Source organism: Actinacidiphila yanglinensis (assembly GCF_900107965.1).
In the GTDB taxonomy this organism is placed as follows: Bacteria; Actinomycetota; Actinomycetes; order Streptomycetales; family Streptomycetaceae; genus Actinacidiphila; species Actinacidiphila yanglinensis.
This window is the reverse complement of sequence record NZ_FNVU01000011.1, coordinates 183,327-207,262: the sequence shown is the minus strand read 5'-3', so window position 1 is coordinate 207,262 and position 23,936 is coordinate 183,327. Positions and strand designations below refer to the sequence as shown.

Sequence of the window (23,936 nt, the reverse complement as noted above, 5' to 3'; positions counted from 1 at the left end):
CCATGCGCTCACACCTGCTCAGTGACGCCACGACGGAGCAGTACCGGAGCTCCGTCGCCCAAGGAGTCGAGCGGGTGGCGGCCACCCTCGCCGCGACCGACCGGCCGTTCACCGGCATCACCCCCGACGCCCTCGCCCCGCGGGTCGACGCCATCGACCTCGACCAGCCGCTCGGCGACACCGGCGCCGCCCTCGCCGAGCTGGATTCGGTGTACCTGCGCGACGCCGTCTACTTCCACCACCCCCGCTACCTCGCCCACCTCAACTGCCCGGTGGCGATCCCCGCGGTCGCCGCCGAGGCCGTGCTCAGCGCGGTCAACTCCTCGCTGGACACCTGGGACCAGAGCGCCGGCGCCACCCTGATCGAGCGCCGGCTGATCGACTGGACAGCGGCCCGGATCGGCCTCGGCCCCGCCGCCGACGGGGTGTTCACCAGCGGCGGCACCCAGTCCAACCTCCAAGCGCTCTTCCTGGCCCGGGAAGAAGCGCTCAGCAGGGGCGCCGACCCGGCCCGGCTCCGCGTCCTGGCCTCCGAATGCGGCCACTTCAGCGTCCGCACCTCGGCCAAACTCCTCGGCCTGCCCGACGACGCGGTCGTCGCCCTCCCCTGCGACCACGACCGCCGCATGCAACCGGAAGCCCTCCAGCGGGAGTTGGAGCGCTGCACCCGCGACGGGCTGACCCCGATGGCCGTGGTGGCCACCGCCGGCACCACCGACTTCGGCTCCATCGACCCGCTCCCCGCCGTCGCCGACCTCTGCGCCCGCCACGGCGCCTGGCTGCACGTCGACGCCGCCTACGGCTGCGGGCTGCTGGTCTCCCCCACCCGGCGCCACCTGCTCGACGGCATCGAGGCGGCCGACTCCGTCACCGTCGATTACCACAAGTCCTTCTTCCAGCCGGTGAGTTCGAGCGCGGTGCTGGTCCGCGACCGCGACACGCTGCGGCACGCCACCCACCACTCCGACTACCTCAACCCGCGCCGCGCCGTCGCCGAGCGCATCCCCAACCAGGTGGACAAGTCGTTGCAGACCACCCGCCGTTTCGACGCCCTCAAGCTGTGGATGACGCTGCGCGTGATGGGCGCCGACGGGGTCGGCAGCCTCTTCGACGAGGTGCTGGACCTGGCCGGCGCCGCATGGCGGGTGCTGGACGCCGACCCGCGTTTCGAGGTCGTGGCGCGCCCCACGCTGTCCACGCTGGTCTTCCGCCGGATGCCGGCCGGCATCGTCGCCCCCTCCGCCGTCGACCGCGCCAACCTCCATGCCCGCAAGGCGCTGTCCGCCGCCGGCCAGGGCGTGGTCGCCGCCACCACGGTCCGCGGCAGCCACTACCTCAAGTTCACGCTGCTCAACCCGAGGACCACCCTCGCCGACATCACCGCCGTCCTGGATCTGCTCGCCGAGCACGCCGACCGCTACCTCGACACCACGACCACCGGAGAGCCGCTTGTCCACGCCTGAGCTCGACTTCATCGGCATCGGCCTCGGCCCCTTCAACCTCGGCCTCGCCTGCCTGACCGCCCCGCTCGCCCGCCCCCGCGGCCTGTTCCTGGAGAGCAAGCCCGACTTCGACTGGCACTCGGGCATGTTCCTGGAGGGCAGTTCCCTCCAGACCCCCTTCATGTCCGACCTGGTGACCCTCGCGGACCCCACCTCGCCGTTCAGCTTCCTCAACTACCTCAAGCAGTCGGGCCGGTTGTACCCCTTCTACATCCGGGAGAACTTCCACCCGCTGCGCGAGGAGTTCAACGACTACTGCCGATGGGCCGCCGCCCGCCTGCCGTCGGTGCGCTTCGGGCGGAGCGTGACCGAGGTGACGTACGACGAGCGCCTCGCGGAGTACGAGGTGCGGACGGCGAACGGCGAGACCTACCGCGCGCCGCGCCTGGTCCTGGGCACCGGTACCCCGCCCCACCTGCCGTCCGCCGTGGGCGGGCTCGGCGGGGACTTCCTGCACAACTCCCGCTACCTGGAGGCGAAGCCCGGGCTGCTGGGCAAGCGCAGCATCACCGTCGTCGGCAGCGGGCAGAGCGCCGCCGAGATCTACCACGACCTGCTCCAGGACATCGACACCCACGGCTACCACCTCACCTGGGTGACCCGCTCGCCGCGCTTCTTCCCGCTCGAATACACCAAGCTCACCCTGGAGATGACCTCACCGGAGTACGTCGACTACTTCCACGCGCTGCCGGGGCCGGTCCGCGACACGCTCAACAGCACGCAGAAGAGCCTGTACAAGGGGATCGACTCCGACCTGATCAACGCGATCTTCGACCTGCTCTACACCAGGAGCCGGCGCGGCAAGGTCCCCACCCGGCTGCTCACCAACACCTCGCTGGACAGCGCCTCCCACGACCCGGCCACCGGCACGTACACCCTCGGGCTGCGCCAGCACGAGCAGGATCGCGCGCACACCCTCACCACGGAGGGCCTGGTGCTGGCCACCGGCTACCGCTACCGGGTGCCGGACTTCCTCGCCCCGGTCCGCGACCGCATCCGCTGGGACGACCAGGGCCGGTACGACGTCAGCCGCGACTATGCCATCGACGTCACCGGACGCGGCATCTACGTCCAGAACGCCGAGCTGCACACCCACGGGTTCGCCTCCCCCGACCTCGGCATGGCCGCGTACCGCAATTCCCGCATCATCCGCCATCTGCTCGACGGCGAGGAGCCGTACCGGGTGGAGACGGCCATCGCCTTCCAGGAGTTCTCCGTATGACCGCGCCCGACCCTGCCCTGTTCACCTTCCGCCCGGTCGACCCGCCCGCCGACGCCGACCTGCTCCACACGTGGGTCACCGACCCCAAGGCCCCGTTCTGGCTGATGTCCGACGCGAGCCGGTACGACGTCGAGCGCGCCTACGCGGACATCGCGCAGGCGCCGTACCAGGACGCGTTCATCGGGTCGTCCGAAGGCCGGCCGGTCTGCCTGCTGGAGCGGTACGACCCCGCGCGCGTGGAGCTGGCCGGGCTGTACGACGCGCAGCCGGGCGACCTCGGGATGCACTTCCTCGTCGCGCCGGCCGACCGGCCCGTGCACGGCTTCACCCGGGCGGTCATCGCCGCGGTCATGGCCGAACTGTTCGCCGACCCCGGGGTGCGCCGGGTCGTGGTCGAACCGGACGTCCGCAACACCGCGATCCACACGCTGAACGCGACCGTCGGCTTCGAGGTGGTGGGCCGGTTGCGCAAACCGGAGAAGGAGGCGCTGCTGAGCGTCTGCACCCGCGAGGCGTACGAGGCGACGCTCGGCGCGAGGCGGGCGGCGCGATGACGATCACCGGCCACCTGCACCCGGAGCCGTCCACCGCCGACGCGTCCCCGGTGCCCACCTCCCACCTGACCCCCGAGCTGTGGGCACGGGCCACCCGCCACCTGCTCCGCAAGGCGCTCGCGGAGTTCGCCCACGAGAAGCTGCTGGACCCCGTGCCCGACCCGGCTTCCACCTCCGTGCCCGACCCAGCCTCCGCATCCGTGCAGCACCCGGCCGCCACCGACGGGACAGAGCCCGCCTCCACCGACGGGGCCGACCCGCTGACCGCCCCGGCGACCGCCGACCGCGCCGAGCGCTACGTGGTCCGCACCGACGACGGCCGCGCGGCCTACCGTTTCCGCGCCGAGCGACTCGCCCTGGACCACTGGCACATCGACGCGTCGTCCCTCACCCGCACCCGCGAGAGCGATCCCCCCGCGGAAGGCGGCCCCCGCACCTCCGAGGAGCTCCCCCTCGACGCGCTCGCCTTCTTCACCGAGTTCCGTACCGCCCTCTCCCTCAGCGACGACGTGCTGCCGCTCTACCTGGAGGAGATCACCGCCACCCTCTCGGCGCTCGCGTTCAAGTACGCGACGCGCGCCGACTCCGCCGCCGACCTCGGCGGCGCGCCGTTCCTGACGGTGGAAGCCGCCATGATCGAGGGGCACCCCTGCTTCGTGGCCAACAGCGGCCGCATCGGATTCGGCGCCCGCGACCTGGTGGCGTACACCCCTGAGGCCGCCGCCCCGGTCCGGCTGACCTGGCTCGCCGCCCGCCGCGACCGCGCGCACTTCAGCGCGGGCGCCGGCCTGACCTACGACGACCTGATCGCGGGCGAGCTGGACCGCCCCACCCGGGAGCGTTTCGCCCGGGTGCTCCGGGACCTCGGCCTCGATCCGGCGGACTACCTCCTGATACCCGCCCACCCGTGGCAGTGGGAGCACCGGCTGGCCACCACCTTCGCCGGCGAGGTCGCCCAGCGGCATCTCGTCCACCTCGGCCCGGGCGACGACGAGCACGTCGCCCAGCAGTCGGTCCGCACCTTCTTCAACGCCAGCCATCCCGAGCGCGACTACGTGAAGACCGCGCTGTCCGTCCTCAACATGGGGTTCCTGCGCGGCCTGTCCGCCGCGTACATGGCGGGCACCCCGGCGATCAACGACTGGGTCGCCGAGCTGGTCGCCACCGACCCGACCCTGACCGGCGCCGGGTTCTCGATCCTGCGCGAGCACGCCGCCGTCGGCTACCACCCGCTGCCGTACGAGGAGGCCACCGAGCCGGGATCGCCCTATCGCAAGATGCTGGCCGCGCTGTGGCGCGAGAGCCCGGTGCCGGGGCTGGCCCCCGGGCAGCGGGCGGCGACGATGGCCTCGCTGCTGCACGTCGATCCGGACGGCGGCTCCTTCGCCGCCGCGCTGATCGCCCGCTCCGGCGAGCCGCCGGAGCGCTGGCTGCGCGGCTACCTGGACGCCTACCTGGTGCCGGTCGTGCACTGCATGTACGTCCACGACCTGGCCTTCATGCCGCACGGCGAGAACGTGATCCTGGTGCTGGACGCCGGCGGCCGGGTGCAGCGGGTCGTCTTCAAGGACATCGCCGAGGAGATCGCGGTGATGGATCCGGACGCGGCGCTGCCCGAGGCGGTGCGGCGGGTGCGCGCGGACGTGCCCGACGACGAGCGGGTGCTGTGCGTGTTCACCGACGTCTTCGACTGCTTCCTCCGGTTCCTGTCCGCGATCCTGCACACCGGGCGGGTCCTGGACCAGGACGCCTTCTGGCGGACGGTCGCCGAGTGCGTCGCGGACTACCAGCGGGCGCAGCTGCGCACCCGCCCGGAGCTGGCCGCGCGGTTCCGCCGCGACGACCTGTTCACGCCGCGCTTCGCGCGCTCCTGCCTGAACCGGCTCCAGCTCCGCGACAACCGCAGCATGGTCGATCTCGCCGACCCCTCGGCCGCGCTCCAGTTCGCCGGAACCCTCGACAATCCGCTCGCCTCTCACCCGTTCGGCCCTGTCTAAGTGAGCGAGTGTGCCCGAAAGCGGGCAGGATTCTTGCAAAGCAGGGCTGATCTGATGAGTATCAACGGGTGCTCGAACGCCGGACGTCCTACGAGGACCTCATCGACCACCTGGTTCGCACCACGTCGCTGCACCGCGGCGAGGCGTCCCGGGTGGTGCTGGACGTCCTGGCGTACTTCGACGAGACGACCGAGGAGTACGTCCGCCGCAGGCACCGCGAGCTCCAGGCGAAGGGGCTGGTCAACACGGAGATCTTCCAGCGGATCGGCGAGGAGCTGCCGCACCGGGCGGTCGCCCCGGCCGTGCTCTCCCAGCGCCAGCTCCGCCGGATCGTCTACGGCTGACCGGGCACCCCCCAGACGAGCGGGGCGCCCGCGGCTGAGCAGGCACCCCGGACAGGTACGACCGAGAGGGACGGCATATGTGCGGAATTGTCGGCTACATCGGCAGGCGTGACGTGGCTCCGCTACTGCTCGAAGGCCTGCAGCGGCTGGAGTACCGGGGGTACGACTCGGCCGGCATCGTGATCACCGGCAAGTCCGGCGAGCTGCGGACGGTCAAGGCCAAGGGCCGGGTCCGCGACCTGGAGGCCCGCGTCCCCAAGCGGTTCGCCGGCACCACCGGCATCGCGCACACCCGCTGGGCCACCCACGGCGCGCCGAGCGATGCCAACGCCCACCCGCACGCCGACGCCGCCGGCGCGGTCTCCATCGTGCACAACGGGATCATCGACAACGCGTCCGAGCTGCGCGCCCGGCTCACCGCCGAGGGCACCGTCTTCGCCTCCGAGACCGACACCGAGGTACTCGCCCACCTCATCGCCCGCTCGCAGGCCGACACGCTGGAGCAGAAGGTCAGCGAGGCGCTGCGCTCGATCGAGGGCACCTACGGCCTCGCGGTGCTGCACCGCGACTTCCCGGACCGCATCGTGGTGGCCCGCAACGGCTCCCCGGTGGTGCTCGGCATCGGCGAGAAGGAGATGTTCGTCGCCTCCGACGTGGCCGCGCTGGTCGCCCACACCCGCCAGGTCGTGACGCTCGCGGACGGCGAGATGGCCACCCTCAAGGCCGACGACTTCCGCACGTACACCACCGAGGGCTCCCGGACCACGGCCACGCCGACCACCGTGGAGTGGGAGGCGGAGTCGTACGACATGGGCGGCCACGACACGTACATGCACAAGGAGATCGCCGAGCAGGCCGAGGCGGTGGACCGGGTGCTGCGCGGGCGGATCGACGACAAGTTCGCCACGGTGCACCTGGGCGGCCTCAACCTGGACCCGCGCGAGGCGCGCTCCGTGCGGCGGATCAAGATCCTCGGCTGCGGCACGAGCTACCACGCGGGGCAGATCGGCGCGCAGCTCATCGAGGAGCTGGCCCGCATCCCCGCCGACGCCGAGCCCGCGTCGGAGTTCCGGTACCGCAACCCGGTGGTCGACCCGGACACGCTGTACGTGGCGGTGTCGCAGTCCGGCGAGACGTACGACGTGCTGGCGGCCGTGCAGGAGCTCAAGCGCAAGGGCGCGCGGGTACTCGGCGTGGTCAACGTGGTCGGTTCCGCGATCGCGCGGGAGGCGGACGGCGGCACGTACGTGCACGCCGGGCCCGAGGTGTGCGTGGTGTCCACGAAGTGCTTCACCAACACGGTGGTGGCCTTCGCGCTGCTCGCGCTGCACCTGGGCCGGATCAGGGACCTCTCGGTCGCCGACGGCCGGCGGATCATCGAGGGGCTGCGGCGGCTGCCCGGCCAGATCGACGAGATCCTGAAGGCGGAGCCGGAGATCAAGCGGCTGGCGCTGCACTTCGCCGACGCGAAGTCGATGCTGTTCATCGGCCGGGTGCGGGGTTACCCGGTGGCCCGGGAGGCGTCGCTGAAGCTGAAGGAGGTCAGCTACATCCACGCCGAGGCGTACCCGGCCTCCGAGCTGAAGCACGGGCCGCTGGCGCTGGTCGAGCCCGCGATGCCGACGGTGGCGATCGTGCCGGACGACGAGCTGCTGGAGAAGAACCGGGCGGCGCTGGAGGAGATCAAGGCCCGCAGCGGCCGCATCCTCGCGGTGGCCCACCAGGAGCAGGAAAAGGCCGACCACACGATCATCGTGCCGAAGAACGAGGACGAGCTGGACCCGATCCTGATGGGTATCCCGCTCCAGCTCTTCGCGTACCACACCGCGCTGGCGCTCGGCCGGGACATCGACAAGCCGCGCAACCTCGCGAAGTCCGTCACCGTGGAGTGACGCGGCGCGCACGTCGGGGCGCAGCAGGGCGGCGCACGTCGGCGAGGTCCGCGTCGCCAAAGGCGGCGCACGGCGCGGAGTGACGGCGACACCTCGACGGCGGCCGGTGCACGTCGCGGGAACCCGGGCACGGGACCCGCTACGGGATGACCACCACCGGCCGCTGCGCCCGCCGTGCCAGCCGCCCGGCCACCGAGCCGAAGATCCGGCCGACCAGGCCGTGCGTACCGCCGACCACGATCGCGTCGGCTTCGTACTCCCGGCCGACCTCCTCCAGTTCGTGGCAGATGTCGCCGCCGCGCTCCACCAGCACCCAGGAGATCTCGGCGAGGTGGTCGGCGCACGCCAACTCCAGGCCGAGCACCTCGGTGCGGTGGTCGGGGACGTCGACGAAGACGGGGGGCTCGCAGCCCGCCCACACGGTGGCGGGCAGCCGGTTGGCGACATGCACGATGATCAGTGCGGAGTGCGTCCTGCGGGCCATCCCGATCGCGTACGACAGGGCGCGCTCGCTGGAGACGGACCCGTCGAAACCGACGACGACGCCGTGCCGGAAGGCCGGATCGCAGGAGTGGTGTGGCTCGGGGGCCAGCTCGGGGACGGCCGCCGACTCGGCAAGCGGCCTGCGGTCGGCGGGCTCGGGAATCTCATGACCGGCCATGATGCGGAATCTCGGCGAAGGCGGCGCTGACGCGCCGAGCAGCGGACAGAACGGTTCTCGCGGGGCGGGCCGCCGCAGCAGCCTGTTTCGGCCAGTTCGCCACTTCCCGTCCCACTCCCTCCAGGGTACGGCCGCCAGAAGCGCCTGCACAGGTCTGACGTGGTCCTCACAGGGTCTTCGTACGTCTCCCGTACCCGGAGTTCCCAGGAGAATGCCGGAGCAGAGCCAAGAGCGCAACGGCACCGCGCCAACGAGTACGGCGTCATCACGCCAACCGGCTGCACGGTTCGGCGCACGGGCGCACCCCGGGGGCGCATCGGCGCCCCCTCCTCGACACCACCCGGTGACGCCTTCCTCCCCGGCCCGACCAGCACCTCACGCACCGCGCCGCCGGCGTTCGCGCACCTGCAAGTTCACTCCGGGAAATCCGGCGGCCTCGTACGCGCTTTCGCGTCGGGATCAGCGATTTTCGGCCAACTTGCCGCCGTTATGCATTCGTTGGTGACCAGGCGCACTAACACCTGTGCCACCTGCGGTTCTACGATGCGGCAGGACGTGGACGGTGTGGTCGGGTGCCACGAGGCGTACTTCCCAGTGGGCCGCCTGGGTGAAACGCTTCGTGATCGAATGCTTTACGCCACGTTGTCTTGTCGACTTAGCGTCAGATGGTGAACTTGTCACTAACGCCCCACCTGACACAGTAGATTTGATCATGGGTGACTGCGCTGGGACAGCGGGGGATTTCGTGCAGGACCGAGGGGACGACGCGTCGATACGAGGGGGGCTTGAGCTCCATGAGCCAGGAGTCCAGTTCCGGTACGGCGGCGGACACTCCGTCGCAAGCACCATCGGCATCGCCTCGCGCCATCCGCAAGCTCTCCGCGCGCCGCCGGCCCGAGGTCGTCGCCGTGCTGCTGTTCAGCGGTGGTCCGATCTTCGAGAGTTCGATACCCCTGTCGGTCTTCGGCATCGACCGGCAGGACGCGGGCGTTCCCCGCTACCGGCTGCTGGTGTGCGCCGGTGAGGAGGGCGCGCTGCGCACCACCGGCGGGCTCGAACTGACCGCGCCCTACGGCCTCGAGGCGCTCGCCCGGGCCGGCACCGTGGTCGTGCCGACCTGGCGCTCGATATCCCAGGCCCCGCCGCCCGAGGCCCTCGACGCGATCCGCCGCGCGCACGAGGAGGGCGCCAGGATCATCGGCCTGTGCACCGGCGCGTTCGTGCTGGCCGCCGCCGGGCTGCTGGACGGACGTCCGGCGACCACGCACTGGATGTACGCGCCGACGCTCGCCAAGCGCTACCCGTCGGTGCACGTCGACCCGCGCGAACTGTTCGTGGACGACGGCGACGTGCTCACCTCCGCCGGGACCGCGGCCGGCATCGACCTGTGCCTGCACGTGGTGCGCACCGACCACGGGGCCGAGGCGGCCGCCGCGCTCGCCCGCCGGCTGGTCGTGCCACCGCGGCGCGCGGACTGGCAGACCGGCCAGCGGCACATGGATCGGTCTTTACCCGAGGAGATCGGCGCGGACCCGCTGGCCGAGGTCGTCGCGTGGGCGCTGGAGCATCTTCACGAGCAGTTCGACGTCGAGGCGCTGGCCGCGCGCGCGTACATGAGCCGGCGGACCTTCGACCGGAGGTTCCGCTCGCTGACCGGCAGCGCGCCGCTGCAGTGGCTGATCACGCAGCGCGTCCTCCAGGCGCAGCGGCTGCTGGAGACGTCGGACTACTCGGTCGACGAGGTGGCGGGGCGGTGCGGCTTCCGCTCGCCGGTGGCCCTGCGCGGGCACTTCCGCCGGCAGCTCGGCTCCTCCCCCGCGTCGTACCGCGCCGCGTACCGCGCCCGAAGGCCGCAGGACGACAGCGACCGGGCCGTCCCGCCGCCCGAGGTGGCGCCGCTGCGGCGGAGCGGCCCCGCGGCCGGGCACGGAGGTGGCAACGGGCACGGCCCCGCCCCGGGCGCCGGGCAGGCGGGCGGCTCGCAGGTGCTGGCCGCTCCCGCCAAGGGCGACCCCGACGCGTACAGCACCTCGGTGCGGGTCCCGGAGCAGCCCGGGCGGCCCGAGGTGGCCGAGGGACCGGCGCGCGGTCGGCTGCGCGCCGGACGCGGTCTGGGCGCCGCACTCCCGGGACCGCGGGATCGACCCGTAGGGTGAGACACATGAACGACCGGATGGTGTGGATCGACTGTGAGATGACCGGCCTCTCGCTGGCGCACGACGCGCTCATCGAGGTGGCCGCGCTCGTCACCGACTCCGAGCTGAACATCCTCGGCGAGGGGGTGGACATCGTGATCCGCCCACCCGCCGAGGCGCTGGAGACGATGCCGGAGATCGTGCGGCAGATGCACACCGCCTCCGGGCTGCTGGAGGAGCTGGCCGGCGGGGTCGGCATGGCCGAGGCGGAGAAGGTGGTCCTGGACTACATCCGCGAGCACGTCGCCGAGCCGCGCAAGGCCCCGCTGTGCGGCAACTCGGTCTCCACCGACCGCGGCTTCCTCGCCCGTGACATGCCGACGCTGGAGCAGCACCTCCACTACCGCATCGTGGACGTCTCCTCGGTGAAGGAGCTGGCCCGCCGCTGGTACCCGCGGGCGTACTTCAACAGCCCCGAGAAGAAGGGCAACCACCGCGCGCTCGCCGACATCCGCGAGTCCATCGCGGAGCTGCGCTACTACCGCGAGGCGGTCTTCGTCCCGGCCCCCGGCCCCGACACGGACACCGCCCGGGCGATCGCCGCCAAGCACGTCCTGTCCCCGGCCGAACCGCCGGCGAAGCCGGTCGAATAAGCGGGGCGCGACCACCCCTCGCCACCCTGTACACTTTTGCAGGCGGCGCCACCCCGAGAGGGAAAAGCGCCGCTCATGGTGGGTGTAGCTCAGATGGTAGAGCACCTGGTTGTGGTCCAGGATGTCGCGGGTTCGAGTCCCGTCACTCACCCTTCTCGATCAAGGCCCGACCTGCGCAGACAGGCCGGGCCTTCGTCGTTCCCCGGGCTCCCCGCCCTCCCACCCTCCCGTGACGTCCGCGGTCCCCCCTCGCGGACCGGGCGGCCCCCCGCGGCGGTAACCTCAGCCTGCCGCTCCGGGGGGACCGGCGATCGGGACGGCCCGGCGGCCGTGGCAGGGGGGCTCATGAGGGACAAGGTGCGCGACGGCATTCCGTGGGTGCTCGTCGCGGTGATCGCCCTGGCGGTGCTCGGCAGCCGGCACGGCTGGTTCGGGCTGGGCACTTACGGATCGCCCGGACCGGCGCCCTCGTCCGGGCCGGCGAGGTCGGTGGCGCTGCCCGGCGGGGGACGCTCCGACGGCGACAAGTGCGGGGCCACCGGCTTCCACCACTTCGCCGTGCCGACGGGTTCCCGCAGCCGGGGCAACAACCCGACGCCGCCACCCGGACCCCAACTCACCCTGGGCGCCTTCGGGTTCACCGGGATGTCCGGGCAGGACCCCGCCCGCATCGACGTCCAACTGCTTTTCGGCGCGGGCGGCAGGCAGCCGCTGCTGCTCTCCCCGCCGCTCGGCCCGCGGGGTGTCGCGGTGGAGATCGAGGGGCCGGACGGTCTGGTCGGCGGAGCGTACGACCTGCCGGTCGTCCTGGGCCCGGGCACGACCGACGGCTCCGACGGGAAGATCCACATCGACCCGGAGGTCGGCGGGTCGGCCACGGTGATCCTCCCGCTGCAGGCGCTGTGCCCGGGCTACGACGGGCTCGCCGTCGTGAGGAAGCTCGACCCGCCGATCGATACGCACCACACGGTCACCGGGCCGCCGCCCTACACCCTCACCGTCTCGATCTCCGACCCGGCGGCCGGCCGGATCCGCAGCTCGATCGGCTCCCCGGTCACCGGCGACGTGATGAGCGCCGACAACGCCGACGTCGGCGACCCGCCGGACGCCTAGGACCGACCCGGAGGGCGCGGCCGCTCCTGCGCCGGCCCTGCGCCATGATGAGCGCATGATCACGCATTACGAACGGCCCGAGGGCAGCGCTCCCGTCAACGGTTACAGCCACGCCGTCGCCTTCACCGGCACCGTGGTCGTCGTCTCCGGACAGGTGCCGCTGGACGCCGACGGGACCCTCGTCGGCGAGGGCGACGCGGAGGTGCAGACGCGCCAGGTGTTCGAGAACCTCACGACCGTACTGGCCGCCTCCGGCGCGCGGTGGGCGGACGTCGTCAGGATCAGCGTCTTCCTCACCGACATCGCCGCCGACCTGCCCGCCTTCCGCCGGGTCCGGGACGAGTACGTCGACCCGGCCCGCATGCCCGCCAGTTCGCTGGTGCAGGTCGCGGGGCTGGTCCACCCGGCCTTCCGGGTGGAGATCGAGGCGATGGCCGTGGTCGGCGGGGCGGAGGGGTAGCCCCGGACGCGACGACGGGGGCCGCACGCTCAGGGCCGCCGGGGCTCAGGGCCGCCAGCGCTCCCACAGGTTCCACCGCAGGACGCGGCCGAGGTGGTGGCGCCACAGCCACCACGGGAGCCGGCGGTGCGGGACGTAGGCCCACGCGTCGTCGTCGGCCTCGTTGCCCCGGCGGCGGGCGCGGAGCAGTTCCAGGCAGCGCGGGTCGGTCCTGCCGTGCAGCCGGGCGGTGTGGGCGAGGGCGAGCGTGCCCTGGCGGCTCACCTCGGGATCGGGGTGGGCCATGGCGCGGGCCGCGCGCGGGAGGATCGCGCCGGCGTCGGGACAGGTGAGGGCGAGGCCGATGACGGCGACACCGGCCAGCGGCTCGCCCCGGTCGAAGGCCGCGTCGACCTCCTCTGGGCGGTCGGTGCCCATCAGCGCGGTGCTGCTGCTCCAGTCCATGCCCTCGCCGGACCGCGCCCGGGCGACGAGGAACTCGGCCCGCCCGTCGGCGACCAGCCGCGCGGCCTCGTCGGCGGTGCGGGCCGACGCGGCCGCCCGCGCGGCGCGTTCCCCCTCCGGCGACGACAGCGCGTGCACCACCGCCAGGTAGGCCCAGAGCCGGTCCGCCGTGTCCCGGACGCCGTCCTCCGCGTGCGCGCGGCACCACGGATCGAGCAACGCCTCGTCCAGCGTGTGGAGTTCGGCGAACCCCGTGGCCGCCTCGCCCAGGTCGCAGCGGCGCAGGAACGCCAACTCCGCGGTGGCCTCCGCCGTCAGCCAGCCCGCGAGGCGCCCGTGGCACAGCTCCGGCAGCCGCAGGGCGGCGGCGTACCGCACCGACGCGACCGGCAGGGGGTACGGCGCCGGGTACGGCCGGGCGTCGGTCCGGGACGGGGGCATGCGCCCGAGCATACGAGGCGGGACCGACGGCCGGCCCGGCTCCCGAACGGCCCGCGCAGGACGCCGGCGCGCCCCCGCGGGGCACAAGCGCACCGCAGGACGCAAGCGCACCGGCGACCCGCCCCCGCACTCTCGGGAGGGGCGGGCCCCGGCACCGATCCGGGAGCGGACGGCGACGGGCCGGGAGCGGTCAGGCCGCCCGGGTCATCTCCCGCCGCCCCCGCCCCCGGAGGCATGTGCCGCGCCGCCGCACTCGTGCGGCGGCGCGGTGTCGCGCTACTCCTCGAAGAGCAGGGCGTACGTGCCCATCGCCATCGCGATGTCCGCCTCCGCCCAGAACCGGTGGTAGGTGAACGTCGGCACGGCGCCGCCGTTCAGGTAGTCCGCCACCTTCGACCAGTTGGGGTCGTTCTTGTAGAAGGACCGCAGCTCCAGGAAGGTGGAGCTGGAGTCGATCTTGTCGCCGTTCGGCATCGTCCCCGTCCAGCCGGACGGGACGTAGACCGGGTCGGAGAACCGCGAGTAGTCCGCGCGGGTCTCCGGGGCCGCGATGCCCAGCGGGTCCTGGTAGTTGTTCCACATGCCGTCGAGCAGCGCCTTCGACTCCGCCTGCGCGGCGGTGTCACCGGACTTGGCGGCGTAGTAGGCGAGCGTCTTGGCGTAGGCCGCGGTGACGCCCAGGTCGTTGCCGTAGGAGGTGACCGTCACATGGAGGCCGGCATTGCTGCCCGGCTTGCTCGGGTCCCATGTGTCGGGGGCGCCGGACCAGGCGAGGTCGGACGGGATGCTGAAGGTGCCGTCCGCCTTGATCGTGGTCTGCGACATCGCCCAGCCGACCCACTTGGCCAGTACGGCCTTGGCCCTGGCGTCACCGGTCTGCTGGTAGTACTCCGCGACGCGCTCCATGGACCACGCCTGCATGCCGAACCACTGGTTCGACGGCGGGTCGTGGTAGACGGGCTCCCAGTCGTACGCCATGCCGTAGAAGGTGGGCGTGCCGGCCGGGGGTTGCGCGTAGGCGCCGTCCCAACTGTTCGTGGCACCACCGGCGATGGCGCCCTCGTCGGACTGGAGCCACTGGTAGAACTCCAGCTGCCGGCCGAGGCTGGTGGTCCAGTCCTGCTTGCCGGTGGCCGACTTGGGGGCCATGTTGGGGTCGGTGGTCAACGCGTAGGCCGCCAGCGGGTTCTGGTAGCCGAAGTGCGAGGCGCCGTCACCGATCCGCCAGGCCCAGCCGCCGCCGGAGCCGGTCGAACCGCCCCAGGCGTAGTACCAGGACAGCAGGTAGTGCTCGCTGTTCTTGCCGCTGCCGGCCGGGCACGAGGTGGGGCTCGTGCAGTTGCCGATCTTCTTGAAGTACTTGTCGAAGAAGGAGTAGCGCAGGTAGTCGCCCATCTCGCCGGCCTTGGCGACGGTGGCCTTCACGTCGGCCTCCTTGCCCTGCTCCTGCGCCCAGGTGTCCGCCCAGTAGGCGGCCTGGATCGCCCGCGCGTCGGCGTCCGGCGCGTCCGTGTACTTCCACTGCGTGGAGTAGCTGGAGTCGCCGGTGAACAGGTCCAGGTACCCGTTCTTGCCGCCGTACTTGAAGTCGTCGCAGGTCGGTTGCGGCACGGTCTCCCAGACCGACTCCTGGGAGCCGCGCTGGAAGGTGTTGATGTAGGACGGGCCGGAGGCGGTCGGGCCCGCCTCGCAGCCGCCACCGGGCGTGTCACCGTAGCCGTAGACGTTGTCGACGTCCTCCAGCCAGTGCATGCCGTAGATGTCGTCCGTGCCGTAGGCGGACTTCAGCTCGCCCGCGATCGGGTCCTGGCCCACCGGCACGCTGCCGTCGAGCTTCGACGGGTAGTCGGACGGCAGGTCGTGCTCGGGCGCGTACGTGGCCGGCGAAGCGGCGTTGTAGAAGCTGTTCGTCGGCTGGTCGGCGTGCGTGGGGATCATGTACTTCTCCATGGTCGCCCAGGCCGCGTTGAACTTGCTCCAGTCCTGGGTGACCTGGCCGTACATCGCCTGGAGCCAGATCATGTACGAGTACGCCTCGGAGGTCGTCTCGTGGCCGTAGTCGGGCGCCTCCACGATCAGGGTCTCCACCGAGTGGTACGGAATCCCCTGCGGCGAGAAGTAGCCGTCCGCCGGGTCGGTGATCTTGCCGTAGAGCGACAGGAACCGCGCGTCGTAGTCGCTGGTGGCGCCGATCTCCGTCGCGGTCACGGTGGCCTTGAGGTAGCCGGCCGCCGTCGCGGTGAAGGTCGCCTGCCCGGTGCCGCCGGCGTCGGCGGCCAGGGTGACGTGCTGCGCGGTGCTCCAGTTCGACGGCGTGAAGGTCAGGCTCGCGCCGGAACTCACGCTCAGGCCGGTGTTGCCGGCCGTGCGCGCCACCGCCACCGTCACGGCAGAGGTCGGAGCACTGGACAGCTGCACCGCGAAGGTGCCGGTGCCGCCCTGCTGGACGGAGACCTGCGCCGGGGTGGCCACGATCGACGGCCCGGCGACCACGTGCAGGCCCACCGGGGTCGACTCGCCGCTCGCGCCGAGGCTGTCGTACGCCTTGGCGTACACCGAGTAGTCCCCGGCCGTGAGCGAGGGCCAGTCGAAGGTGTACGGCGCGGTGGTGTCGGTCCCCAGCAGGACGTCGTCGCTGTAGAACTCGACCTTGCTGATCGTCGCGCCGTCCGCGGCCACGGCGGTGGCCGCCAGCGGGATGTCGGCGCCGGCGGTGTACGTGGCGCCGGCCGCCGGGCTGGTCAGCACCGGCAGCGGCGGCTGGTGCGCGCCGCCGCACACGGTGCCGTTCACCGCGAAGGCGGTGGGCGCCGTATTGGTGCCGCTGTAGCCGAAGTTGGCGCTCGGGGTGACATTGCCGCCGGCCGCGATTGTCTTGTTCCAGTCCAGTGACTTGACAGTCACGTTCTTGCCGGACTGCGACCAGTCGCCGTTCCAGCCGCTCTGCAGCGTCTGGTTGCCGGCGTAGGAGTACGTCAGCGTCCAGCCGCTGATCGCCGTGTCACCGAGGTTGGTGATCTTCGCATTGGCGGTGAACCCGCCGCCCCAGTCGTTCGTCGTGTAGTCGACGCTGCACTGGATGCCGGCGGCGTGCGCGGGGGTGCCGCCGGCCGCGGTCATGGCGAGCGGAACGGCCAGCGCGGCCGCGAGAGCCGTCACCAGCCTTCTCAGCCGCCGCTTGAAAGGTCTTCCTCTGGGCATGCGAGAGGTCCTCCTCGCGGTTCGTTGTGGGGGGAACGTGGGGGGAAGTGCAACTGAACCAGTGGGAGCGCTCCCACAATCGAGCCGCCACGATGTGCTGTCAAGAGGCGGACCGAAACGGCATGTTCCCGGCCCCGCGCGTCTCGATTACGCCCGAAAATCGTCCGGTTCAGGCCGATCAAGGCAGCCGTTCCGCGCCCCCGCGCCGCAATCGACCTCTACCGGGACGGACGACGACCCGCTAGGGTCTCCGGCGGACCAGTGGGAGCGCGTCCACACCTTTCCCCGCGTGTGCACCACCCGTACCGCCGCACCACCACCCCCCACACATCCCCCCACATTTTTCCAGGAGTCGCTCATGCGACGACCCACGCGTACCGCGGCGCTCTCCGTCGCCGCCGTCACCGCGGCGGCGGCGGCCGCCGTGCTGCTGCCCGCCCTGGGCACCGGCACGGCCGCCGGCGCGACCCCGGCCTGCTCGGTCGCCTACTCGGTCACCAACCAGTGGGACACCGGCTTCCAGGGCAACATCGTCATCACCAACAACGCCGCGCCCACCACGAGTTGGAAGCTCACCTTCGACTTCGCCGGCGGCCAGCACGTCACCCAGGGCTGGGGCGGCACGTTCGCGCAGTCCGGCACGACCGTGAACGTGGCATCCGAGTCGTACAACGGCGCGATCCCCACCGGCGGCAGCCTCACGGCCGGGTTCCTCGGCAGCTGGTCGGGCGGCAACCCGAGTCCCACCTCCTTCCAGCTCAACGGCTCCACCTGCAACGGGGACGCCACCCCGCCGCCCACCTCGCCCCCGACCAGCCCGCCCGGCGGCGGCACCGGCGACCCCGCACCGCCGAAACTGCACGTCGCCGGCAACGAACTGGTCGACTCCACCGGCAAGCAGGTGGTGCTGCACGGCGTGAACCGCTCCGGCACCGAGTTCGCCTGCGCGCAGGGCAACGGCATCTTCGACGGTCCGGTCGACGACGCGGCGGTCGACGCGATCACCAGCTGGAAGGGCGTCAACGCGGTCCGCGTCCCGCTCAACGAGGACTGCTGGGAGGGGCTTTCGTACGTACCGGCCGCCGACGGGGGCGCCAACTACATCGCGGCGATCACCGACTGGGTCAACCGGCTGGTCGCGCACGGCATCACCCCGATCCTCGACCTGCACTGGACGCACGGCCTGTACACCGGCAACTCGGCGGGCTGCTCGGACGTCAACGCGACCTGCCAGAAGCCGATGCCGGACGCGCAGTACGCCATCCCGTTCTGGACGAGCGTCGCGAACACCTTCAAGTCCGACACCTCGGTCGTCTTCGACCTGTTCAACGAGCCCTACCCGGACCGCGCCGCCTCCAGCGCCGACCAGGCGTGGACCTGCTGGCGGGACGGCGGCACCTGCCCGGGCATCGGGTACCAGGTGGCGGGCATGCAGGACCTGGTCGACGCGGTCCGCGGCACCGGGGCCCAGAACGTGATCACGCTCGGCGGCCTGGCGTACTCCAACGACGAGACCGGCTGGCTCGCCCACGAGCCGACCGACCCGACCGGCGATCTCGCCGCCTCGCTGCACGTCTACAACTTCAACTCCTGTGCCAACCAGTCATGCTGGGACTCCCAGCTGGCTCCGGTGGCCGCTAAGGTGCCGCTGGTGGCGGGCGAGATCGGCGAGAACACCTGCGCCCACTCCTTCGTCGACACCTTCATGAACTGGCTGGACGCGCACAAGCTGTCGTACCTGGGGTGGACCTGGAACACCTGGGACTGCTCCTCCGGTCCGTCGCTGATCTCCTCCTACGACGGAACCCCGACCGCGTACGGTCAGGGTCTGAAGGACCACCTGGCGGCGCTCGGCTGAACCGGCCGGCCCGCCGTACCCCCGAGGACGGGGCGGTCCCGTACATGGATGGCGTGTACGGGGCCGCCTCTTGACCCGCCTGACCGCTCGACCCGGCCGGTCAGGCGGGTTCAGCGGTGAGGACGCCGCCCGCCGAGCGGCGGGTGTGGGCCCACGCGGGCAGGGCGGTCAGCGCGGCGACGGCCAGCAGCGTGGCGGCGCCGGCGGTGAGCAGCCACGTCGCGGGCGGCGTGGTCTGCGTGCCGAACAGCCAGTACAGGCCGAGCCCGGCGGGGATCCCCGCGGCCACCCCGGGCAGCGCGGGCAGGAGTTGCGCGACGCACAGCGCGGTGACGACCTGGCCCGGCGTGGCGCCCAGCGTGCGGGCGATGGTCAGCGAGCGGCGGGCCTGCACCGCCGAACCCCAGCCCATCAGGAGGGCGTTGAGCACCGACAGGGCGACCAGGGCGAGGGTGACGGCGAGCAGCACCTGCCCGGTCCGGTCGGTCCGCACCTCGACGGGGCCGTAGCGGCGGTAGGCGGGAACGCGGTCGAGTTCGGTGTGCCAGGTCAGCAGCGCGGTGACCATGACGGTGGTCGCGGCGGTGCCGGCGCAGGCCAGGGCGGCACGGCCGGGCCTGCGGGCGAGCAGGCGGATGCCGAGCAGCAGGGGCATGGGCAGGTAGGCGGTCACCGCGTTCAGGTGCGGGTGGTGGGTGAGCAGGTGGGCCGGGTCGGCCAGCGCGTCGACGGTGCCGGTGCGCAGGGTGCGCAGGGCCGGGCCGATCACTCCGGCCAGTGCGACCACGAGCGCGAGGAAGAACGCCGCGCCGACGGTCCCGGCACCCGGGGCGCCGACGGCGTCGAGCATCCCCGCACTCGGATCGACCAGGCGCGGCGCGGCGAGCGTCCCGACCGCCAGCCCCAGCGCCGTCGCGAACACCGTCAGCAGCAGGTGCGGGACCAGCAGGACGACCAGCACGGTGCCCGGTCCCGCGCCGACCGCCCTGAGCAGCGCGGCACGCCGGTTGTCCCGTGCGGCCCGCACCGTGGCCAGGGCCACCAGTGTGACGGTCGCCGCGACCGCCAGCAGCCACCCGCCGACCACCAGCGCCGGGCGGGTGTCCTCGATCATGGCGCGGTCGGTCTGGAGGGCGTTCTGCCAGGTGTGGTACGTGAGCCAGTCGTCGGTCCGCAGGGACCGCGCGGCCGCGGACCTGCCGAACCGCCACGCCGAGGCGGGGTCGGACAGCTTCAGGTAGATCAGGTGGACGGCGGGCGCGTCACCGGCCGCCGCGTGGGCGTCGGCGGCGGTCAGCCAGACCACGCCGCCGAAGTCGGCCGGCCCGATCTGCGCCGGATCGCCCCACGGGTAGACCTCGGTGGCCGCGCTGATCGCGGTGCCGACGACGGGATAGCGGCGCCCGCCGATCGTCACACGGTCGCCGAGGTGCACGTCGAGCGACTTCGCGAAGCCCCGCTCGACCACCACCCCGCCGGGCCGCACCCAGCTGCCCGAGGTCACCAGCGGGCGGTCCACGGCCGACCGCGCGCTGTCGCGCCCTTCGACGCCTGCGTGCGCGGAGCTGCCGTGCACCGCGATCGTCGTGTCGAACGCGAAGAACGGACCACCGGTCGCGATCACCCCGGGCAGGCGCGCGAGCCGCGAGGCGAGGCGGGCCGGATCCGGGTCGGTGGTCGAGGACATCACGTCGGGGCCCGCGGTGGCCGCGCGGGTCGTGGCGTACCCCGTCGCCACGGCATCACCGGCCGCGGTCCCCAGCGTCAGGCTGGCCATGGCCACGCCGACCGCGACCAGGAACATGACGGCCTCGGCGGGGCGGCGGCGCACGTCGTGCGCGAGCAGGCGCCACATCAGGAGCAGGTGGCCCGCCATCAGTCCTCCCAGGCCAGCATCGCGCCGAGCCCCGAGCCGCCACCGTCGTCGTGACCCGGGCCCGGACGTCCGCTCCCGTCGTCGGACCCTTCGCCCGCGAGCCCGGTCCCGTGGCCGTCCAGCCGGATGTCGTCGGCCAGCGCCCCGTCCCGCAGGGAGACGACCCGGTCCGCGGTGGCGGCGACCCGCTCGTCGTGGGTGACCACGACCAGGGTCTGGCCCGCGGCGCGCAACTCGCCGAAGAGCCGCAGGATGTCGTACGTGGCCGCGCTGTCCAGGTTCCCGGTCGGCTCGTCCGCGAGGACGACCAGCGGCTCGTTCACCAGCGCACGCGCGACGGCCACCCGCTGCCGCTGCCCGCCCGACAGCTCCGAGGGAAGGTGGCGCGCGCGATCGGCGAGTCCGACCCGGTCGAGGAGTTCCGCGGCGCGCGCCCGGGCCGTGCGCGGGGACGCTCCGGCCAGCAGCGCGGGCAGTTCCACGTTCTGCGCCGCGCTCAACTCGTGCATCAGGTGGTACGCCTGGAAGACGAACCCCACCGCGCGGCGCCGCAGCCTGGCCAGCGCCCGCTCGCCGAGCCCGTCGATGCGCCGTCCGCCCAGCCACACCTCGCCCTCGGTGGGCCGGTCGAGGCCGCCCAGCAACTGCAGCAGGGTCGACTTGCCGCAGCCGCTCGGCCCGGTCACCGCCAGCGTCTGGCCGGCGGGAACATCGAGGTCGAGCCGGTCGACGGCCCAGACCGCGCCCGCCTCCTCCCCGTACCGCCGCGACACTCCGACCGTCCGGAGCGCCGGCCCGGCTGCCGTCCGCGCGGTCGCCGCCTGCCCGTTTCCGCGAGCGAACCCGCCCCTGATCATCCGGCTCCTCCGCCTTCCCCACGCCGGGCGCGCCCGGACCAGGTCCGCTCGCACGCCTCCAACCAGCGCAGATCCGCCTGCAATCGGAGGGAGATCCCCTCCAGCAGCAGCCCGGCCCGCGCGTGTGCGCCGTGGTCGAGGGCGGCACGCTGGGTCTCGGCGAGCGTGCGCATCAGCTCGCGCCGCCGCGCGTCCACGAGCGCGAGCGGATCGGCGGCACCCGACTCCGCGGCGGCCACCAGCTTCAGGTGGAACTCCGTCACGTCCGGCCGCGGCCCGGCGCCCTCGGCCATCCACGCGGCCACCCGCTCCTGCCCGGCCGCGGTCAGCGCGTACACCTTGCGGCGCGGACCGCGCACCGGCACGTCCTCCCGCTCGGCGACCACCAGCCCGGCCTTCTCCAGCCGGGTGAGCGTCACGTACACCTGCCCGGCGTTCAGCGACTCCCCCAACGGCCCGAGCGCCGCGGCCAACCGCTGCCGCAGCTCGTAGCCGTGCGACGGCTCCTTGACCAGCAGCGCCAGCACCACGTCCTGCACGGACCGCCCTCCTTCACGACCCGCCAATAGATAGCGGTTAGCCAATGACACGTCAAACTCGTTGCGGGGAAGCGCACTTGACGACCTGTTGCGGCGGCACACGGGCGACGTCAGAGGTCCGCTCCGCGCGGACGGGGAAATCCCGGCCCGGTCCCTCAACTCTCCACGGCGGATGTCCGGATTGTCCGTCCGTTCCCGCGTGAACAGCGGGTTGTCCGTTCGGGACTCGAAACGGGGAGGGTGCCCAACAGGCCAGTATTGAACAACTTATTGACGCCGATGTACGGGGCTTGTAAACATCACCTCGCCAGAGAGAGCGCTCTCACCCGCGCTCCCCCGGGCCTCCGTCACGGACCCCCACCCGGTTGAGGAGATACCACATGTCAGGCAGCACTTCGCTGTTGGTGCGGCCACGGCCCGGACCGCGCGACAGATCCCGGCCGTACCTGATCCTTGCCCTCCTGCTCGCGCTGACGGCGGGCCTCGCCCTCGTCGTCAGCACGCAGTCGCCGGCCCGCGCGGCCGGGACGCTGCTCTCGCAGGGCAAGCCCGCCACCGCCTCGTCCACCGAGAACGCCGGCACCCCCGCCTCCGCGGCGGTCGACGGCAACACCGGCACCCGCTGGTCCAGTGCCGCGGCCGATCCCCAGTGGCTCCAGGTCGACCTGGGCAGCAACCAGACGATCAGCCAGGTGACCCTCAACTGGGAGACGGCGTACGCCAAGTCCTTCAAGATCCAGACCTCGACCAACGGCGCCGACTGGACCGACGTCTACTCCACCACCACGGGCACCGGTGGCAACCAGACGCTGTCCGTAAACGGTTCCGGCCGTTACGTCCGCATGTACGGCAGCGTGCGCGCCACGCAGTACGGCTACTCGCTCTGGGAGTTCCAGGTCTACGGCGGCACCGGCGGCCAGCCCTCCGCGTGCGCCACGGACAACGCGGCCCAGGGCCGGACGGCCGCGGCCTCCTCCACCGAGAACGCCGGCACCCCCGCCTCGGCGGCGGTCGACGGCGACACCGGCACCCGCTGGTCCAGCGCGTTCAGCGACCCGCAGTGGCTGCGGGTGGACCTCGGCGCCTCGGAGCCGATCTGCAGCGTCGGCCTGAACTGGGAGACCGCGTACGCCACCGCGTACCAGATCCAGGTCTCGGACGACGCCACCAACTGGACCACCGTGTACTCCACGACGACCGGCACCGGGGGCATCCAGACTCTCAACGTCACCGGCACCGGGCGCTACGTGCGGGTGTACACCACCGCGCGCGCCACGGCGTACGGCGTGTCGCTGTGGGAGTTCTCGGTGCACCTGGCCGCGGGCTCGACCCCGCCCACCAGCCCTCCCCCCACGGGCGGTGACGACTCCTTCTGGGGCGACACCGGTTCGATCCCGGCCGCGAACAACGTGATGGAGGTCGCGATACTCAACCGCACCAACGGTGCGTATCCCGACAGCCAGGTGTACTGGAGCTTCGACGGCCAGGAGCACTCGATCGCCGAGCAGCCGTACTTCGACATGCCGGCGAACTCCTCGGGCCGGATGTACTTCTACGTCGGCTCGCCGAACAGCCAGTACAACGACTTCATCGAGTTCACCATCGGCCCGGACGCCTTCAACGGCAACACCACCCGGGTCGACGCCTGGGCGCTGCCGCTGGCCATCCGGCTGCACTCGCACTCCGGCCAGGACGTCCAACTCGGTGACGCCCAGGACCTGTTCACCACCAGCCGGGACCAGGTGTTCCAGGAGTTCCAGAACGCGGTGCCGCAGCAGTTCAAGGTGCTCGCGCAGACGCAGGCGCCGTACCGGATCATCGCCCCGGGCAGCGACCCGAGCTTCCGCGCCGGCGGTGCGAACGCGAACTACTTCACCTCCTACGCCCAGTCGGTGGGGGTGAACGCGGCCACCTCGGACATCTTCGGCTGCGCCGGCTCGCTCGCCGGCGACCCGACCACGTGCGCCGCGCTCAACCGGCACACCGCCACCCTCCCGGCCGACCAGCAGCAGGACCCGACGAAGTTCTACTCGGGCGACCCGGCCAACTGGTACGCCAAGTTCTGGCACGACCACGCGATCAACGGGCTGGCCTACGGCTTCCCGTACGACGACGTCGGCGGCCAGGCGGCGTACACCTCGATGCAGGACCCGCAGTGGATGGAGGTCGCGGTCGGTTTCTGACCCC

The 23,936-nt window shown here is 72.2% G+C and carries 18 protein-coding genes and 1 tRNA gene; 13 read left to right on the top strand and 6 right to left on the bottom strand.

The window, feature by feature from the left end; translation table 11 throughout:
• The first annotated feature begins 2 nt into the window (after positions 1 to 2).
• From C4U44_RS24910 to glmS, 6 genes are all read left to right on the top strand, one after another.
• Complete coding sequence (locus tag C4U44_RS24910) at positions 3 to 1,463, top strand: pyridoxal phosphate-dependent decarboxylase family protein (protein ID WP_103888221.1); 1,461 nt, start codon at positions 3 to 5, stop codon at positions 1,461 to 1,463.
• Positions 1,450 to 2,724, top strand: a complete 1,275-nt coding sequence (locus C4U44_RS24905) for a lysine N(6)-hydroxylase/L-ornithine N(5)-oxygenase family protein (protein WP_103888220.1) — start codon at positions 1,450 to 1,452, stop codon at positions 2,722 to 2,724. The genes C4U44_RS24910 and C4U44_RS24905 overlap by 14 nt, the downstream gene beginning before the upstream one ends.
• Entirely contained in the window at positions 2,721 to 3,278 is a 558-nt protein-coding gene (locus tag C4U44_RS24900; RefSeq protein WP_103888219.1) for a GNAT family N-acetyltransferase, read from the top strand. Before C4U44_RS24905 ends, C4U44_RS24900 begins: the two co-directional genes overlap by 4 nt.
• On the top strand, positions 3,275 to 5,275 hold the full coding sequence (locus C4U44_RS24895) for an IucA/IucC family protein (protein ID WP_103888218.1): 2,001 nt from the start codon (positions 3,275 to 3,277) through the stop codon (positions 5,273 to 5,275). The genes C4U44_RS24900 and C4U44_RS24895 overlap by 4 nt, the downstream gene beginning before the upstream one ends.
• Positions 5,276 to 5,343: 68 nt before the next feature.
• Positions 5,344 to 5,619, top strand: coding sequence for a hypothetical protein (locus C4U44_RS24890; RefSeq protein ID WP_103888217.1), 276 nt, complete (start codon positions 5,344 to 5,346; stop codon positions 5,617 to 5,619).
• A gap of 77 nt (positions 5,620 to 5,696) precedes the next feature.
• On the top strand, positions 5,697 to 7,511 hold the full coding sequence (gene glmS / locus C4U44_RS24885) for a glutamine--fructose-6-phosphate transaminase (isomerizing) (protein ID WP_103888216.1): 1,815 nt from the start codon (positions 5,697 to 5,699) through the stop codon (positions 7,509 to 7,511).
• Positions 7,512 to 7,650: 139 nt separating this feature from the next.
• Here the strand turns inward: glmS and C4U44_RS24880 are convergent, their stop codons facing one another.
• Entirely contained in the window at positions 7,651 to 8,172 is a 522-nt protein-coding gene (locus C4U44_RS24880) for a universal stress protein (RefSeq protein ID WP_103888215.1), read from the bottom strand.
• Between the two features lie 794 nt (positions 8,173 to 8,966).
• Here C4U44_RS24880 and C4U44_RS24875 point away from each other — a divergent pair.
• The 5 genes from C4U44_RS24875 to C4U44_RS24855 all read left to right on the top strand — a co-directional run bounded on the left by C4U44_RS24875 (position 8,967) and on the right by C4U44_RS24855 (position 12,533).
• Positions 8,967 to 10,328, top strand: coding sequence for a GlxA family transcriptional regulator (locus tag C4U44_RS24875; protein WP_103888214.1), 1,362 nt, complete (start codon positions 8,967 to 8,969; stop codon positions 10,326 to 10,328).
• A 5-nt stretch (positions 10,329 to 10,333) separates the two neighbouring features.
• On the top strand, positions 10,334 to 10,960 hold the full coding sequence (gene orn, locus C4U44_RS24870) for an oligoribonuclease (protein WP_103888213.1): 627 nt from the start codon (positions 10,334 to 10,336) through the stop codon (positions 10,958 to 10,960).
• 78 nt (positions 10,961 to 11,038) lie between these two features.
• Positions 11,039 to 11,111, top strand: a tRNA-His gene (locus C4U44_RS24865).
• A gap of 194 nt (positions 11,112 to 11,305) precedes the next feature.
• Positions 11,306 to 12,073, top strand: a complete 768-nt coding sequence (locus tag C4U44_RS24860; protein ID WP_146088332.1) for a hypothetical protein — start codon at positions 11,306 to 11,308, stop codon at positions 12,071 to 12,073.
• A gap of 55 nt (positions 12,074 to 12,128) precedes the next feature.
• Positions 12,129 to 12,533 (top strand): RidA family protein, encoded by a 405-nt coding sequence (locus C4U44_RS24855; RefSeq protein WP_103888211.1) that lies wholly within the window; start codon positions 12,129 to 12,131, stop codon positions 12,531 to 12,533.
• A 45-nt stretch (positions 12,534 to 12,578) separates the two neighbouring features.
• On the opposite strand, the gene C4U44_RS24850 is transcribed toward C4U44_RS24855, so the two are convergent.
• Positions 12,579 to 13,418 carry a hypothetical protein gene (locus C4U44_RS24850; protein WP_146088331.1) on the bottom strand — a complete coding sequence of 280 codons (840 nt, stop codon included), beginning with the start codon at positions 13,416 to 13,418 and terminating at the stop codon, positions 12,579 to 12,581.
• Positions 13,419 to 13,694: 276 nt separating this feature from the next.
• Entirely contained in the window at positions 13,695 to 16,619 is a 2,925-nt protein-coding gene (locus C4U44_RS24845) for a glycoside hydrolase family 48 protein (protein ID WP_103888209.1), read from the bottom strand.
• Positions 16,620 to 16,977: 358 nt separating this feature from the next.
• Between C4U44_RS24845 and C4U44_RS24840 the strand changes: the two genes are divergently transcribed.
• Complete coding sequence (locus C4U44_RS24840; protein ID WP_103888208.1) at positions 16,978 to 18,477, top strand: cellulose binding domain-containing protein; 1,500 nt, start codon at positions 16,978 to 16,980, stop codon at positions 18,475 to 18,477.
• A 100-nt stretch (positions 18,478 to 18,577) separates the two neighbouring features.
• Here C4U44_RS24840 and C4U44_RS24835 read toward each other — a convergent pair whose 3' ends face one another.
• Genes C4U44_RS24835 through C4U44_RS24825 form a run of 3 tightly spaced genes read right to left on the bottom strand, consistent with a single transcriptional unit; the run spans position 18,578 to position 21,749 of the window.
• Positions 18,578 to 20,353, bottom strand: coding sequence for an FtsX-like permease family protein (locus C4U44_RS24835; RefSeq protein WP_103888207.1), 1,776 nt, complete (start codon positions 20,351 to 20,353; stop codon positions 18,578 to 18,580).
• Positions 20,353 to 21,210 carry an ABC transporter ATP-binding protein gene (locus C4U44_RS24830; protein WP_103888206.1) on the bottom strand — a complete coding sequence of 286 codons (858 nt, stop codon included), beginning with the start codon at positions 21,208 to 21,210 and terminating at the stop codon, positions 20,353 to 20,355. The genes C4U44_RS24835 and C4U44_RS24830 overlap by 1 nt, the downstream gene beginning before the upstream one ends.
• A complete protein-coding gene (locus C4U44_RS24825; protein WP_103888205.1) occupies positions 21,207 to 21,749 on the bottom strand; it encodes a PadR family transcriptional regulator in 543 nt (180 codons plus the stop codon). The genes C4U44_RS24830 and C4U44_RS24825 overlap by 4 nt, the downstream gene beginning before the upstream one ends.
• Positions 21,750 to 22,129: 380 nt before the next feature.
• On the opposite strand from C4U44_RS24825, the gene C4U44_RS24820 reads away from it, so the two are divergent.
• Positions 22,130 to 23,932, top strand: a complete 1,803-nt coding sequence (locus tag C4U44_RS24820; protein WP_103888204.1) for a discoidin domain-containing protein — start codon at positions 22,130 to 22,132, stop codon at positions 23,930 to 23,932.
• The last annotated feature ends 4 nt before the right edge of the window (positions 23,933 to 23,936 follow it).

Coding starts and splice junctions, on each gene's coding strand:
- glmS (WP_103888216.1), top strand. CDS start 5,697: ATGTGCGGAATTGTCGGCTACATCGGCAGGCGTGACGTGGCTCCGCTA.
- C4U44_RS24855 (WP_103888211.1), top strand. CDS start 12,129: ATGATCACGCATTACGAACGGCCCGAGGGCAGCGCTCCCGTCAACGGT.
- C4U44_RS24845 (WP_103888209.1), bottom strand. CDS start 16,619: ATGCCCAGAGGAAGACCTTTCAAGCGGCGGCTGAGAAGGCTGGTGACG.
- C4U44_RS24875 (WP_103888214.1), top strand. CDS start 8,967: ATGAGCCAGGAGTCCAGTTCCGGTACGGCGGCGGACACTCCGTCGCAA.
- C4U44_RS24840 (WP_103888208.1), top strand. CDS start 16,978: ATGCGACGACCCACGCGTACCGCGGCGCTCTCCGTCGCCGCCGTCACC.
- C4U44_RS24820 (WP_103888204.1), top strand. CDS start 22,130: ATGTCAGGCAGCACTTCGCTGTTGGTGCGGCCACGGCCCGGACCGCGC.
- C4U44_RS24910 (WP_103888221.1), top strand. CDS start 3: ATGCGCTCACACCTGCTCAGTGACGCCACGACGGAGCAGTACCGGAGC.
- C4U44_RS24835 (WP_103888207.1), bottom strand. CDS start 20,353: ATGGCGGGCCACCTGCTCCTGATGTGGCGCCTGCTCGCGCACGACGTG.
- C4U44_RS24860 (WP_146088332.1), top strand. CDS start 11,306: ATGAGGGACAAGGTGCGCGACGGCATTCCGTGGGTGCTCGTCGCGGTG.
- C4U44_RS24850 (WP_146088331.1), bottom strand. CDS start 13,418: ATGCCCCCGTCCCGGACCGACGCCCGGCCGTACCCGGCGCCGTACCCC.
- C4U44_RS24830 (WP_103888206.1), bottom strand. CDS start 21,210: ATGATCAGGGGCGGGTTCGCTCGCGGAAACGGGCAGGCGGCGACCGCG.
- C4U44_RS24900 (WP_103888219.1), top strand. CDS start 2,721: ATGACCGCGCCCGACCCTGCCCTGTTCACCTTCCGCCCGGTCGACCCG.
- C4U44_RS24880 (WP_103888215.1), bottom strand. CDS start 8,172: ATGGCCGGTCATGAGATTCCCGAGCCCGCCGACCGCAGGCCGCTTGCC.
- C4U44_RS24895 (WP_103888218.1), top strand. CDS start 3,275: ATGACGATCACCGGCCACCTGCACCCGGAGCCGTCCACCGCCGACGCG.
- orn (WP_103888213.1), top strand. CDS start 10,334: ATGAACGACCGGATGGTGTGGATCGACTGTGAGATGACCGGCCTCTCG.